This is a genomic window from Sulfurovum xiamenensis (assembly GCF_030347995.1).
In the GTDB taxonomy this organism is placed as follows: domain Bacteria; phylum Campylobacterota; class Campylobacteria; order Campylobacterales; family Sulfurovaceae; genus Sulfurovum; species Sulfurovum xiamenensis.
Map to the genome: position 1 here is coordinate 1 of NZ_JAQIBC010000002.1, position 15,079 is coordinate 15,079.

Consider the following 15,079-nt stretch of genomic DNA (forward strand, 5'->3'; position numbering starts at 1 on the left):
GAGGTTCGAGTCCTCTCATCCGCACCACTTAATTTAATCAACCTTCTTATACTCCCCTAAAACACATACTTTCAGACTAACCAATTTTTAACTCTGCCAAATTTATCCTTTGCTTCATCTATTATTATGTTTCATTTGATATAGTGGCGAACAAAGATGAAGATTTGAGTAAGCAGCTGGATTAACTATAGAGACGGCTGTTGTAATATGAAAATGTCTGTACGTTTTTAAAAGAAGGAAAATCTATGAAAGATACAAACAATACCTCTGCAACGGTAGAGACGCTCGAAGATCTTGCAGCGTTGGTGGATTATTCACTCATGGAGACGTTAAACACTGATCCAGAGGCAACTTCAGACGGAGTTGATCACACACCGCGACAAGTCTTCTCTGGACATTATGTCCCTGTGAACCCTACACCTATCGAAGAGCCTGTGTACATTGCGCACAGTGAGAACTTCTTTCACGAACTTGGTTTTAGCGACGCTCTGGCAACATCAGAGGATTTTATCCGTATGTTCTCCGGCGATAGCTCGCAGCTGCCAGAACCGATGAGTCGTATGGGTTGGGCTACAGGCTATGCACTTTCCATTTATGGCTCCGAATACTATGAGCAGTGTCCATTTGGAACAGGTAATGCATATGGTGACGGTCGCGCCATTTCCATCCTCGAAGCGGTGATCAACGGGAATCGATGGGAGATGCAGCTTAAAGGTGGCGGTAGAACACCTTACTGCAGGGGTGCTGATGGTCGTGCCGTCTTGCGTTCAAGTATTCGTGAGTTTTTGGCACAAGAGCATATGCATGCCCTGGGTGTGCCGACATCACGCTCTTTGAGTCTGTACACTTCAAAAACAGAGACAGTAAGGCGGCCATGGTTTACCAATGGATCGTACTCAAGAGACCCTGAAGTGATGATCGAAGAGGCTGTTGCTATTACCACACGGGTTGCACCTTCTTTTCTACGGGTGGGTCAACTCGAACTTTTCGGACGGCGTGCACGTAAAAAGGAGCATCCAAAAACGATCAAAGAGCTTGAACAGATTGTGTTACACCTGATCGATCGTGAGTACAGTGAGGTCATTGATGTAAATTTACCTCTCCAAGAAAAAGTGATCCTGCTAGCAAAAGCGTTCCGAAGTCGACTCACTGCACTGGTGGCAAACTGGATACGCGTGGGCTACTGCCAGGGGAATTTTAATAGTGACAATTGTGCCGCAGGTGGATTTACTCTTGATTATGGACCATTTGGATTTATCGATATGTTTGACCCGAGATATCAGCCATGGACGGGTGGCGGTGTTCACTTCTCATTTCTCAATCAGCCGCAAGCTGCCGAGCGTAACTTTTCTATGTTCTGCCTGGCGTTGAAACCACTGCTGGCGTCGAATCAGGATGCTCTGGATCAATTAGATGAGATAAGAGAGGGCTTTCCTCAAGTCATGCAGGGTCAAATGATAAAGATGTGGGCTTCCAAGCTTGGACTAGAAACCTTTGATGCATCACTTTTCAATGAACTTGTAAAACTGATGATAGAAACCTCTGTCGATTATACGATCTTCTTTCGCGAGCTCTCTACGGTCCCTGAGGATATCTCTCCACTCACTAAAAGCTTTTACGGTGACGCTGTACTCAATGAAAAGATTTTAAAAAGCTGGTCGGAGTGGCTGGAAAAATGGAGATCGCTCGTTGATGCCACGACGAGCGAATCACGCGAAAATCTTTCTAAGCAAATGAAAGCCTTTAACCCAAAATACACTTTGCGAGAATGGTTTCTTGTGCCTGCCTATAAACAAGCCACCAAGGGGGACTATACACTGATTAAAGAGTTGCAAGAAGTGATGACAAACCCATATGCTGAGCAATCTAAAGAGATAGAGGAAAAATATTATAGAGAAAAGCCCTCTGAGTTCTTTGAACTTGCCGGGATATCCCATGTCAGCTGTTCATCGTGATTTTCAATTATAGAAGGGACTGAATGCTTAATGGTTATGAACGTTCGCCATCAAGCCAATAAGCTACCCCTGCAAAGAGGAAGTACATTATAAGTGCTGATATCGCCAAGGATATTTCAGTGTTCCCAAAGGGTGGCCCAAATATATTAACGGCATTTACTAAGAGAAGGATCATTACGAATATACCCATGCCATATCTTCCTATGGGTGATCTTGCTGTAGTTCCACTCAGGTAGAGCCACAGTCCCCCGATCAAGAGGACTGCTTCAAGAGTATATGTTGCAATGGCATTGTTCCACAGTCCAAAACCAAGTTTGGTGGAGGTATTGCTCCAAAGTGGTAGATCCGGTGTATGAACGATGAGGTCAAAAAACCAATGCGAAATTACAGCGATCCCCATTATCAGTGCAACTGATTTCTTTCCTGTAGACACAATTCGATACAAGATATAGATAAGACCCGCTAAAAGAATGGATGCAAGCAGACTGTGTGTGTAGGGCATATATTCCAGTTCAAAGTGAGTTGATTGAGTGAAATTTTCGATGATATTGATTTTTTCTATCCCTAGAAGTACAAATGGGAAGAACAGGATGTCAACGAATTGTACCGCTAGGAACAACATTCCCAGTGAGGCGCTTTTCTCAACCTTTTTCAGAGCAAAACATGCTGCATAGTGACCTATAAACATCTAACTCTCTTCTCCTTCTGGATTTACGTTCAAAATAAGTAATTTAAGAATCATTTGAGCATTTTTGATCGTTTTTCTGTCATTTGTCGGGCTTCATACTATCATAGTCTAAAAAGTAGATAGATCAATAGTAGGGTTACGAGGCATGACAACACGGTCCTGATCTTGTTCCAACGATTCCAACGTACTTCGAACAATTCTCGGGCCGCTTTATATGTCGACTCACTTTCAGTGTGGAGATCTAGCATTTGTAACTTATTGTTCAGCGGTACATTGATGGTGGCCGTTGGTAATTGGACACCGAAGAGATAGACAAATGCTGAGGAGATGATGAGAATGCTTCCAATGCTATCGAGTTCTCCTATGCCCAGTACAACCGAAGTGATCAGCACTAGAACTGAACCGACCCATACCAGCATGAATATCGGTTGATTATTTTGAATAACGCCATCGATCACCTGAAAAGCACGGATAAACTCTTTGTCATTCAACTTTTTTATACCTGGCATCACTACGACGGCAAAAGCAAATAAAAATCCTGATACAAGAGAACACAGAAGCGTAGCCAATATCAATGTTATCTGAAATATTTCCATGGGGCAATCCTTTTTCAGTGTACTATCTGACAGTCTCAAACCATTTATAAAGGAACAATGGCTCCAATCTACTCTATTGAAGGTTAACCAGTATATATAAAGTGTTTTATTATACTATGACACTACCTTGTGTGTTCATCGAAATGTAAAATGAAATATGACTGAGATAAACAGAACAAGACCGATAAAACTCAAAAGAAAACCACCATAAAAACCACATTTCAGGGCAGTATACATAATATTATATGAATACCAATTCAGGCCCTCTGATAGTGTTAATTTTTCATTATTTAGCAATTTGGTATGAATTTTAACTCTCTTATCACTTATACCTTCTGTACCGATTGCATTTTCATGATTTTTTTTCTCAATATAATCTATTTCTCTTTTTTGTACCCAACAAAAATATGAAATTACCAATCCCACAATAATCAATGTCAATCCCATGAGAATCCTTTTTAGTAATAGTACTTCATTGAATTGTATAAATATAGATTATATCTTAACATAATATTATTAGAATTATATTACATAGAGATCACTCTTTATATGTAGTGAATTTTAGTTGTTTATATCAATGAAAAATAGTAAGATGAAAATACAAAGTTTTATAGCTAGTAAAGAAGTCATGCCCAGAAGAGGGCATGTTTTAAGGTCAGGTTATTACCCCGAGCATGGAAGGAGTCAGGATAATTAAAATACCATATCCAAGTGAGGTGATGTTTCTGGAATATAGATACCTGCGTCATCATATGCTGCCATGTGATGTGCTGAAGCTACCGATGCCAAACCTGCTACAAAAAGTAGTGCTATCATAATTTTTTTCATATTATTATTTCCTTTCTCTATTTAAAGATAAGGCAATGATAAAACAAAAGTGTGAAATAAGTATGAATAAACAAGATTTAACAATATACTCTTTTAGCAGATTGACGAAAATGTAAAGTCATTATATTTTAAGGCATTTAACCTAGTGTTTGAATCTCACTCTGTCCGCCATAAATTATAATCGATTATCCATATGATCTTTGATAATAGCCATCATCTCATCCATTGCTTCACCCGCTTTTTTCTGAATAAAATGCTCAAAGTACTCATCTATGTATGTATGAGGGGCAAATTTATTTGCAGTCTCCTGACGTTTGGGATCAATGAGAATTGAGTGTTTAAACTCTTTTGCAATGGGAACAATGTCGATCACAGTGCCGCTGGTACCAATAGCGATGAAAAGAGTACTATGCCGGATAGCCTCTTGGATGTGGCTGTACTCTGGTGCAGCTTCGCCAAACATAACAACATTATGTCGGACCCTTGTATTGCCACAATGCGGACAATGCTCATTGCCCTCTTGAGGTGCATAACCAACATTAAATGTTTCTGTACAAGCTTCACATCGTAGATCAGTGAGTGTACCGTGAAGGTGGATCACATCTTTGGCACCCGCTTTCTCCATAAGGTTATCTATATTTTGGGTGAGGTGGATGATTCTACCACGATAGTCATATTCAAGTTGGGCTAGCACCTTATGCGCAGGATTAGGCTCTTTAAATTCAAGATCACGTCTTCTTTCATTGTAAAAACGGGTAACATATTTGTGATCTTCAATCCACCCTTGCGTAGAGCAGACTTTCATGACATCGTGATTTTCCCAAAGACCATCATGATCCCTAAAGGTATGGATGCCACTTTCGGCAGAGAGACCAGCACCGCTTAATATCATAATCTTTTTCATGTTAACCCTCTTCATATTACTTTTTAATTATACGACAATTCATAGAACGAAGTAAAGACAATGATCAGTATGATTGTGTCGTCATGAAAAAATATCGACTGTATAGTCATTTGGCAGAGTCTGAAAACCTGTATGTAATGTTTCCTATTGGTTCACTAGAATGATGCTACAATAAGTAAGAAGGTTAGACCTTAACAAGAGATATGGCTTGCTGAATCCTTCCAGGTTGACAGGGCAAAAAATATTATGATTCAAGAGGATAAAAGATGAAAAGGATATTAGTTACCGGTGCAACAGGTCAGCTCGGCTCTGAGCTCGTCCCTGTACTTAGAGATAAATATGGAAGAAACAATGTAGTTGCTGCGGGACACAGTAGGAAGCCGGACGATGTATTTATTGATTCCGGTCCTTATGAGATCATAGAGACGACAGATTCCGAAGCCATCACAGCGCTTGTAAAAAAGTACAGCATTGATATCATCTACCATCTTGCAGCGCTTCTTTCGGCAAGAGCGGAAGAGAATCCCCAGCTTGCATGGGATGTTAATATGAATGGGCTCCAGACGGTTCTGGAAGTTGCCCGTCATCATCACTGCGCGCTCTTTTTCCCCAGTTCCATCGGGGCCTTCGGACCATCCACACCACCGGACAATACCCCTCAGGTGACCATCCAGCGCCCCAATACACTGTATGGTATTACAAAAGTGGCGGGTGAACTGCTTTGCGAATATTACGTTAAAAAGTATGATATGGATATCCGCGGGGTTCGATTCCCCGGTTTGATCTCCTATAAAACACCGCCGGGCGGAGGAACAACCGATTATGCCGTTGAGATCTTCTATGCTGCTGTAAAAAATGAACCCTACCGATGCTTTTTGAAAGAGGGAACCCGTCTGGACATGATGTACATGCCCGATGCCATTCGGGCGGTCGTGGAACTTATGGAGTCGGATGGGAGGATGCTAACTCACCGTAATGCTTACAATATTACAGCCATGAGTTTTACACCGGAGCAATTATATGCTACTATTAAAAAAGAGCTGCCCCATTTCAGCATGACCTACGAAGTAGACCCACTAAGGCAGGCAATCGCCGACAGCTGGCCTCGTAAAATGAATGACAGCGCTGCAAGAGCCGAATGGGGCTGGCAGCCGGCATATGATATCGGATCGATGACAAAAGATATGATCGAACAGTTGAGAAAGGAGGGTTCCCATGTCACTTGAAAAGCTTGAAATTCCTTTAAAGCAACAGTTGGAATCCATAGATGCAAAGGGTGTCAGTAAACGGCATGAAAAGATCATTACCGGGATCATGGAAGCCGAAGATGGTTTCGGACCGAGGGTTACCCTTAGAGGGAATGGAGATAAGCCCTTCTTGCAGATGAATTCTAACAGTTACCTGGGCCTCTCAACAGATAAAGATGTCATTGAAGCAGAGGAGGAGGCATCCCAGTTATTTGGAACCGGGCCGGGTGCCGTCCGCTTTATCAGCGGTACCTTTGCGCCACATGTGATACTCGAAAAGAAACTGGCTACCTTCTGCGGTAGAGAAGCGGCCATGATCTTCAGTGCCGCCTATTCGGCCGTTATGGGTGTCCTCCCACAGCTTATTACAGAAGAAACGGTTGTCATCAGTGATGAACTGAACCACAACTGTATCATCAATGCTATCCGGCTGGCACACCCCACTGAAAAGACGGTATACAGGCACCTTGATATGGAAGATCTTGAAGGTGCAATCAAGAGATACTTGGGTAAATACAGACGAATGATCGTCGTTACCGACGGTATCTTCAGTATGCGGGGAGACCATGCACCCCTTAATGAGATCGTTGCAATCTGCAAAAGATATGAAGAAAAGTTTGAAGAGGGGATCATTACGGTAGTCGATGACTCACACGGTGTGGGAGCTTTCGGTAAAACCGGTCGGGGTACAGAGGAGGTGACAGGTATAAAAGTGGATATCCACATTGCAACCCTTGGAAAGGCACTCGGCGTCAATGGTGGCTATGTGGTTTCCAGTGAAACCGTCATAGATTACCTAAGAGAGACAGCTCCCTTTTACATTTTTTCAAATTCTATAACTCCCTCTGAATCCGCAGCGGCCATTAAATCTCTTGATATCCTCGACAGCACCCATGGGCTGAAGTTACTCGAAAAGCTTCGCAGACTCACACGGCATCTTAAAGAGGGGCTAAAGGATCTTGGTTATGAGACCATACCAGGGGAGCATCCTATTATCCCTCTTATGATAAGGGACACCGAAAAGACTTCCAGACTTGTGAAGCATCTTTTTAAGCATGGTATTCTTGCCACAGGCCTTAACTTTCCAGTAGTTCCAAAGGGTGACGAGGAGATAAGGTTTCAGGTTTCTGCCAATCATACAGAAAAAGATATCGAGTACTTGTTGGGAGTTTTGAAGCGTTTTTAGTAATCGTAGTGACACAGAGAGAAGAATATTGATAAGACACATAAGGTATGAAGGATAAGGGGGGGGTTCCAATAGTTCCAATCCCTCACCATCCACATTGATTCATCAATAAAAATCAATATGCTCCAAATTATCCCTAAATCAATTAGACAAACTAACCTTATGAAAATAGCCAAATTATGCATGTATTATAAGGTTATATTTTATTACTCTCTACAATTAAGTATAATGATAAAATAAGGATAAAAAGTATGTTGGAAGAATTTACATCACTTGTTTCACAATATGGTTTATGGATTGTGTTTTTTGGTATGATGACTGAAGGAACCATTATGATCATTGTCTCTGGGATATTGTGTTATCTTGGGATGTTATCTTTAGAAGAGACCATACCTGTGGCTATATTCGGAGCACTTATAGGCGATCAGTTTTGGTACTTTGTAGGTAGATATTATGGTCAAAATATACTAAAGAAGTTTCCATTACTGCAACAAAGAATAAAAAAGCTTGAACATTCTGTAAAAAAACGGGGAAGCTGGCTAGCCTTCAGTGGGCGATTTATTTATAGTGGTGCGATACTATTTCCTGCAACACTGGGTACTTATAGGTATCTTCATAAAAAATTTACTCTTTTTAATACACTTGGTATCATAGTATGGAGTGTGTCAGGAATTTTATTAGGATACATATTGGGTACAGGAGCAGAACACCTTTTTGGAAAAATTGAAAAGATCGAACAATTTATAGCACTTGTATTGATCATTATTTTTTTAGTTTGGATCATAAAGCCTTATTTTAATAGTAGAGAAAAAGTTTGAAATAGTTTTGATTTTTCATGGAATCAGGAAATAGGAGTCTTCTCTTTGTTTTTTTCCTACCGTTAACATTTTACCCGTATAAAAGTTCCAAGTCGTACTTGACTTTTTTTCTTCTGATTAGTTATGATGAGTAAAAGCGACTTTATATGACAGCCACTAAAAAATGAGGTTATGTGGATGGAACGATCATTCTTTTTTTACTTCTATTCTTGTACTTTTCTTTGGAACATCTTCTCCGATCAAAAAGGAGAGATAGATGATATATGATGAAAAGATTTGGTTAAAACAATATGATCAGGGTGTACCGGCCACTCTAAAATACCCTAAAGTACCACTTTTTACTTTTTTGGAAGAGTCAGCTTCCAAATATCCCCACAATAGGGCTCTCTCCTACCTGGGAAATGATATCTCTTATAGCAAGCTGGATAGACTGGTAAATAAAGCTGCAAATGCTCTTACAGACCTGGGTGTTCAAAAAGGTGATCGTGTGGCACTTTATCTTGCCAATACACCCCAATTTATTATTATGTTATATAGTATTTTAAAGATAGGAGCGATCGCTGTTCCGATAAATCCCCTTTTTAAGTCTGCAGAAGTGGCATTTGAGCTTAATGACTCTGGTGCCAAAACTGTGATCGTTATGAGTCGTTTTTATCCGATCATCCAACAGATCAAAGAGGAAACAATGCTTAAAAACATCATTGTTACCAATGTCAAAGACTACTTCCCCTTCCTCACCAAGATCCTCTTTACGCTTTTAAAAGAGAAAGAGGATAGGGTGCGCATAGATGATACAGATCATTGGTTGGAGAAGTTGATGCAGCAAAGCAATGATAAAAAACCTGATATAGGGATTGATCCTGAAGATATTGCGCTACTGCAGTACACCAGTGGAACAACAGGAACACCTAAGGGTGTGATGCTAAGCCACTATAATCTAGTCGTCAATGCACTTCAGTGCAGGGCATGGGTGACTGATACAGTTGAAGGTCAGGAGCGTGTGTTGGGGTGGCTTCCTTTCTTTCACAGCTTCGGTATGACAGCCTGTCTTAGTTATACGATGAGCTGTGCGGGCACGCTGATATTGACCCCTAATCCCAGAGACTTGTCTTATATTCTTAAAACGATGGAAAAAGAGAAAATCACGATCATGCCGGGTGTACCTACGATGTATGCAGCATTGGGTAGCTATAAGAGTGTGGCAAAGTATGATCTAAGCTCGGTAAGGGCATGTATCTGCGGAGGTGCACCGCTGATAGAAAGTGTCCAAAAGAGGTTTGTGGAAGTGACAGGTTCAAAATTGGTTGAAGGGTATGGGCTTTCAGAAGCATCTCCTGTGACACATGCCAATCCGATGAATGCCCCAAATAAACCAAACTCCATCGGTGTGCCCATGCCAGATACAGAGTGTAGGATCGTTGATATTGAAAACGGAAAAGATGAGATAGAGGTCGGAAAAGAGGGGGAGCTTATCATAAAGGGTCCGCAGTTGATGAAGGGGTACTGGATGCAGCCTGAAATGACAGATGAAGCGATAAGAGAGGGGTGGCTCCATACAGGTGATATTGTAAAAATGGATGAAGAGGGTTATTTTTATGTGGTTGACAGGAAAAAGGATATCATCATTGTTAAAGGGTTGAACGTATCACCTACAGAAGTGGAAAAGGTGTGCTGCACGCACCCTAAAGTCGAAGATGCAGCGGTTGTGGGTATACCTCATGAGTACAAAGGCGAAGAGATAAAGGCATTTATAGTTCTAAAAGAGGGTGAAGCGGCTGAAGCATATGAGATCATCGAATACCTTAGAAAAAAGCTTGCACGGTTCAAGGTCCCATCATCGGTCGAATTTGTAGACGAGTTACCTAAAAATGTCATGGGTAAATTGATGCGTCGTCTGCTGCGTGAGAGGGAGATGAAAAAAAATACAGGGCTCTAAGAGCGCTGCATGACATCTATGAAAGATCCGGTTCACCACAGTGCCGTAAAATAAATTCGCGGCTTTGGTCGCGCAGCTCTATAGCTACATCCCACTCTTTTACCTCTGCTTTGGATCTGATCTTCTCAGGATCGATAGGTTTACCGATCTCTATGTGAACTGGACTGTGATGAGGGAACCAGGATGTATCCCGAAGTATCGATCGTGTACCTCTGATCGATATGGGAATGACCGGTACATTTGCCCCAGCTGCAATGCTGAATGCACCCAGCCGAAACGGCATAAGTCCTGGAACACGGCTGAAAGTCCCCTCAGGGAAAAAGAACAAGGCATGACCCGATTCCAGCACGGTACGAAGATGTTCTGTATCTTGAACACTTTTAGTGGTCTCAAATCGTTCGACAAACTCCGTATGGATCTTTTCCAGTGGCAGACGGGTATAAAAGTCTTTAGTGAACTCGGACTTGGCAATAAATCGAAAATGACGTGGCAGTGCTGCTATGAGAGCAGCTCCATCAAGAAGACTGGCGTGATTGGCGACCAAGACGCAAGATGTTCCTGCAGGTGGAAGGTTTTCGACACCATTCACTCTGAGCGGCGTGGCAGTTGCATAGGCTAGAAATTTTGTACAGACCTGTAACATACTCCATCGCATGGAAAACTTTGGCAAGAGTATCATAGAGAGCCATGCGACCGGTGTGACCAAAGCAAAGACGGAGCAACTATATAGAGCAAAGAAAAGGCTTCCAATATAGTGTTTTATACGTCGTAATTGGGGTTTGATACCGCTAAGGGCAAGTCTGACTACCTGCCATACTACATTTTGGGGCTTTTTAGTGATCATTCCTTTTTCATAGCGTTCACGGCTTGCAGAACGTCTGATCTTCCCGCTTGAAGTTTTTAGAACGCTCCCGGGAGGTGCAAAGACAACTTCATCAGGCGGTATTCCGGTCAGATCGATCGATAGTGTATTGATGTCGTTGCGCAATCTTTGGTGTTCATTGGGGTCTTCACTTCGTGTTTCAGCTAAAATGACCAGTTTTTCTGTCTGTCTCTTTGGATCCATACTGGCAAATACAGCCACACAGCCTTTTCGGATATTTGGTATATCTCCTACCATCTTTTCCAGTTCATCCGGATAGATATTGCGTCCGGCGCGTATAATAATGTCCTTGATACGTCCAGTTACATAAAGTTCTCCGTCGGCAATATAGGCCAGATCGCCTGTATCGAGCCACTCTCCATCAAAAAGGGTTTGTGTTTTTTGAACATCACGGTAGTAGCCACTGGTAGAAGAGGGACCCCGAAACTCCAAACGTCCTTCTTGACGTTCGGGCAGTTCATGTCCGGTATCATCTACGATTCTGAGCTGGTGTCCAGGAAGAGGCAACCCACAACTGACAAATTTTAAAACATTACTGTCATCCTGTACGGTATTTAAGGCACTTCCTGTACGGGTAAAAGTAGTGCGGTCTATATGGTCGATATGTACGCCACGTCCGAGTGGTGGAAATGCCAAACCGACGGAAGACTCTGCAAGGCCGTAAACAGGCATCATCGCATCTTTGTTAAATCCAAATGGTGCAAATCGTTTATTGAACTGTTCAACTGTTTCAGGACTGACTGCTTCTGCCCCGTTGAATGCAGCACGCCATGAACTAAGATCCAACCCCGTCAGATCGGTATCTTTTATGCGATGCATACTGTACTCGTATCCGAAGTTAGGTGAGGCAGAGAGTGTACCCCGATAGCGGTGGATCGCCCATAGCCAGCGTTCGGGTCTGGCCAAAAAATCCAATGGTGACATGACTACAAAAAATGCAGCATAGTAGAGGCTGCCAAGCCAGGCACCAATAAGGCCCATATCATGATAAAGTGGAAGCCAACTGACAAAAACATCTTTGGGCCCTGCTTTGACAACTTTCCCCATGGCCCTAATATTGTTAAGAAGGTTGGCATGTGTCAGTACTACGCCTTTCGGGTTTCCGGTACTTCCTGATGTGTATTGTATAAATGCGATATCCTGTTCATGTATGCTTGGCAGCATTGTACTTGAAGAGGAGTCTTTCAAATCTGTAGTTGATATGATATGCTGAAGGTTAGGGACCAGAGATTTTAGAAGTTGTGCCACATGCTTGGCTTCAGGTACGGTAATGAGGATGCTTGCACGGCAATTATCCAGTATACGTGCATGTCTTCGGATGTGGTCTTCAAGCTGTGAAGGGCGTGCAGGTGGATAGATGGGAACAGGTATGCCACCGGCCATCAGTATACCAAAAAAGATGAAAAAGTAATCCGGACTGCTGGGTAACATAATTGCGATCGGCTGACCAGGTTCTAATCCATGTTGTTGCAACAGTATTGCGGTATTTTTGGCACCTTTTTCCAGCTGAGCATACGTGATGACATCGCCTTGTCCATCATCCTGGTAGAACTTGATATGGGGACGATCCGGATGCTGTGCTACATGCCAATTCAGTACATCTACGAGGGTTTGTGCTTCAAAAGGTGTACCTTCTGTTTCATCCAGTGTTATTGAAGCAATTCCCGAATCTTGAAGGATAGCATATGCTTCTTGTGCCCCAAGCAGCATACGCAAAAGGTCCCGTGGTGTTTCTGCTTCGGAGTAGCTACGTTCCGGTAATGAAAGTTTGAACTCCTTTTCAACCCTTGCGATGAGTTCAACCCGTGAAAGACTGTCCAGTCCAAGCTCTTCTTCAAAACGACTATCAAGTGAAATAGACTCAGAAGGAAGATGATGCGGATGTATCTCTGTAATAAGTTCACTTATGACTTTTAACAGAGCTTGAGCCCTTTTTCCCACTTTAGACTTAATTTCATATTTCATGATGGTACTTCTTTTAAGTAACAGATTCTATGATAATCATAACAGATAATAAGTTAGAGCGTACTGCCTTTATAAGATTATAAAGTTACGAATAGTAGAGTTGGAGATGGTAAAAGACGAAAATAATGCTAGAATAAGTAAGGATCTTTTTTTAAAGATATGATTGGAATAAAGAACTTTCAAAACAAAGAAGGCCAAACATGAACAAAAAATATAGTTACTTTGATCATGATGCGGATATCGGTATTCTTGGAAGAGGGAAAAGCCTGGAGGAGGCATTCGAATCAGCTGCAGTGGCGATGTTTGCCATTATGGCTGATATAGATCTGTTGCAGTGTGATGAGTGGATAGAAATTGGATTCGAAGAAGAGGATAACGAGTTTGCTCTGATAGAGTGGCTCAATACACTTTTGGCTTTAGCACATATGAAACATCTTGTTCTGGGTAAGTTTGAACTGCATAGAGAGGGTAATTCCTGGAGAGGGAAAGCATGGGGAGATACTTGGCGAAAAGATCTGGAACGGGGTACAGAGGTCAAAGGGGCAACACTGACCATGCTCTCCGTGGAAGAAAAAGAGGATCATTGGGAAGCCCGATGTGTCGTAGATGTGTAAAGGAGAAGTGTCATGAATATGAACCTATTGGAAAGAATTGATGATTATACATGGACCATCCCTCTAAAGGTTGGAGAAAAAAGAAGCGGTATACGCTTATACGGTTCAGAACCCTTACTGAAAAGTATGGATGATAAAGTGTTGGAGCAGATCACCAATGTCGCAACACTGCCCGGTCTGGTAGGAGAGGCGATGACAATGCCGGATGCGCACTGGGGTTACGGATTTCCCATAGGCGGTGTTGCTGCCTTTGATGCTGAAGAGGGGGGCATCATCTCTGCAGGTGGTGTGGGATTTGATATCTCCTGCGGCATTCGATGTCTGCGTACAAACCTGATGAGAGAAGATCTGACCTCTACCGATCTAACAAAGCTGGCTGATGAGCTTTCTCGCGCGATACCTGCAGGAGTCGGTAGAGAGGGAAAACTCAGACTCACGCTAGATGAACTTGATGATGTCCTTAGAGGTGGTGCCCAATGGGCGATCCATCATGGATATGGGTTAGGTGAGGACCTGAGTTTTGTTGAAGAGATGGGTAAGATGCAGGGTGCAAGGCCTGAGAACATCTCTCGGCTGGCTAAGGAACGGCAATTGGGAGAGGTAGGGACTCTGGGGTCTGGAAACCATTACCTTGAGGTTCAGGAAGTTGCCAAGATCTATGATGAAAAAGCAGCAGAAGCATTTGGTATCAAAAAAGGCCAGATCGTTGTGTCGATCCATTGCGGTTCACGGGCACTGGGACATCAGATCGGTACGGAGTATCTAGTATCGCTTGCAAAAGCGGCCACACGACTAGGGATCTCACTGCCTGACAGGGAACTTGCCTGTGCACCTATCCATTCACCTGAAGGACAGGAGTATATCGGTGCCATGAATGCTGCGATAAACTGTGCTATGGCAAACAGGCAGGTACTTACCCATATGACCAGAAATGCTTTTGAGTGCTTATTTAAAGGTGTGAAGATAGAGACACTCTACGATGTCTCTCATAATACCTGCAAAGAAGAGACACATCTGGTCAATGGTGTGGAACGTAATTTATGGGTTCACCGTAAAGGTGCAACGCGTGCTTTTGGACCAGGACATCCCGACATACCGGTACGTTACAGGAGTGTCGGTCAGCCTGTAATTATCGGTGGAAGTATGGGAACGGGATCGTACATTCTTGCAGGTACCAAAGAGGGAGAGGAACGTGCTTTCTCTTCAGCAAGTCACGGGGCCGGCCGCGCAATGAGCCGTCATCAGGCACTCAAATTGTGGAAAGGAAAGCAAGTCATACAGGAGCTTGCCCAGAAGGGTATTTTGATCCGTTCTGCATCCATGCGCGGCGTTGCTGAAGAAGCCCCTGATGCTTATAAGGATGTGGATCTTGTTGCACAGGCTACTGAAAAGGCGGGCTTAGCAAGAAGAGTAGCCTTTTTAAGACCAAAGGTGTGCATAAAAGGGTAGTGTGCCAAAA

The 15,079-nt window shown here is 42.8% G+C and carries 13 protein-coding genes; 7 read left to right on the plus strand and 6 right to left on the minus strand.

The annotated features are described in order from the left end of the window. The first annotated feature begins 245 nt into the window (after positions 1-245). Entirely contained in the window at positions 246-1,955 is a 1,710-nt protein-coding gene (locus PF327_RS03205) for a protein adenylyltransferase SelO (protein WP_289401308.1), read from the plus strand. Positions 1,956-1,989: 34 nt separating this feature from the next. Here PF327_RS03205 and PF327_RS03210 read toward each other — a convergent pair whose 3' ends face one another. The 5 genes from PF327_RS03210 to PF327_RS03230 all read right to left on the minus strand — a co-directional run bounded on the left by PF327_RS03210 (position 1,990) and on the right by PF327_RS03230 (position 4,971). Next, positions 1,990-2,643, minus strand: a complete 654-nt coding sequence (locus tag PF327_RS03210) for a hypothetical protein (RefSeq protein ID WP_289401309.1) — start codon at positions 2,641-2,643, stop codon at positions 1,990-1,992. Positions 2,644-2,744: 101 nt separating this feature from the next. Further along, the gene (locus tag PF327_RS03215) at positions 2,745-3,239 is read right to left on the minus strand and encodes an anthrone oxygenase family protein (protein WP_289401310.1); all 495 of its coding nucleotides are present in this window, start codon (positions 3,237-3,239) and stop codon (positions 2,745-2,747) included. 135 nt (positions 3,240-3,374) lie between these two features. Continuing rightward, positions 3,375-3,686, minus strand: coding sequence for a hypothetical protein (locus PF327_RS03220; RefSeq protein WP_289401311.1), 312 nt, complete (start codon positions 3,684-3,686; stop codon positions 3,375-3,377). Between the two features lie 246 nt (positions 3,687-3,932). Further along, positions 3,933-4,067 carry a hypothetical protein gene (locus PF327_RS03225; protein ID WP_255344705.1) on the minus strand — a complete coding sequence of 45 codons (135 nt, stop codon included), beginning with the start codon at positions 4,065-4,067 and terminating at the stop codon, positions 3,933-3,935. Positions 4,068-4,242: 175 nt separating this feature from the next. Continuing rightward, on the minus strand, positions 4,243-4,971 hold the full coding sequence (locus tag PF327_RS03230; RefSeq protein ID WP_289401312.1) for an SIR2 family NAD-dependent protein deacylase: 729 nt from the start codon (positions 4,969-4,971) through the stop codon (positions 4,243-4,245). 266 nt (positions 4,972-5,237) lie between these two features. Here PF327_RS03230 and PF327_RS03235 point away from each other — a divergent pair, with 266 nt between their 5' ends. From PF327_RS03235 to PF327_RS03250, 4 genes are all read left to right on the plus strand, one after another. Then, entirely contained in the window at positions 5,238-6,197 is a 960-nt protein-coding gene (locus tag PF327_RS03235; protein WP_289401314.1) for an NAD-dependent epimerase/dehydratase family protein, read from the plus strand. Beyond that, positions 6,187-7,404, plus strand: coding sequence for an aminotransferase class I/II-fold pyridoxal phosphate-dependent enzyme (locus PF327_RS03240; RefSeq protein WP_289401315.1), 1,218 nt, complete (start codon positions 6,187-6,189; stop codon positions 7,402-7,404). The genes PF327_RS03235 and PF327_RS03240 overlap by 11 nt, the downstream gene beginning before the upstream one ends. A 251-nt stretch (positions 7,405-7,655) precedes the next feature. Continuing rightward, positions 7,656-8,222, plus strand: a complete 567-nt coding sequence (locus PF327_RS03245; RefSeq protein ID WP_008243161.1) for a DedA family protein — start codon at positions 7,656-7,658, stop codon at positions 8,220-8,222. Between the two features lie 256 nt (positions 8,223-8,478). Then, the gene (locus tag PF327_RS03250; protein ID WP_289401317.1) at positions 8,479-10,158 is read left to right on the plus strand and encodes a long-chain-fatty-acid--CoA ligase; all 1,680 of its coding nucleotides are present in this window, start codon (positions 8,479-8,481) and stop codon (positions 10,156-10,158) included. A 16-nt stretch (positions 10,159-10,174) separates the two neighbouring features. On the opposite strand, the gene PF327_RS03255 is transcribed toward PF327_RS03250, so the two are convergent. Continuing rightward, positions 10,175-13,006 (minus strand): AMP-binding protein, encoded by a 2,832-nt coding sequence (locus PF327_RS03255; RefSeq protein WP_289401318.1) that lies wholly within the window; start codon positions 13,004-13,006, stop codon positions 10,175-10,177. A gap of 200 nt (positions 13,007-13,206) precedes the next feature. Between PF327_RS03255 and PF327_RS03260 the strand changes: the two genes are divergently transcribed. Together PF327_RS03260 and PF327_RS03265 are read left to right on the plus strand one after the other, a co-directional pair. Continuing rightward, positions 13,207-13,620 (plus strand): archease, encoded by a 414-nt coding sequence (locus tag PF327_RS03260; protein ID WP_289401319.1) that lies wholly within the window; start codon positions 13,207-13,209, stop codon positions 13,618-13,620. Positions 13,621-13,632: 12 nt separating this feature from the next. Then, positions 13,633-15,069 carry an RtcB family protein gene (locus tag PF327_RS03265; RefSeq protein WP_008243149.1) on the plus strand — a complete coding sequence of 479 codons (1,437 nt, stop codon included), beginning with the start codon at positions 13,633-13,635 and terminating at the stop codon, positions 15,067-15,069. Positions 15,070-15,079 lie beyond the last annotated feature (10 nt).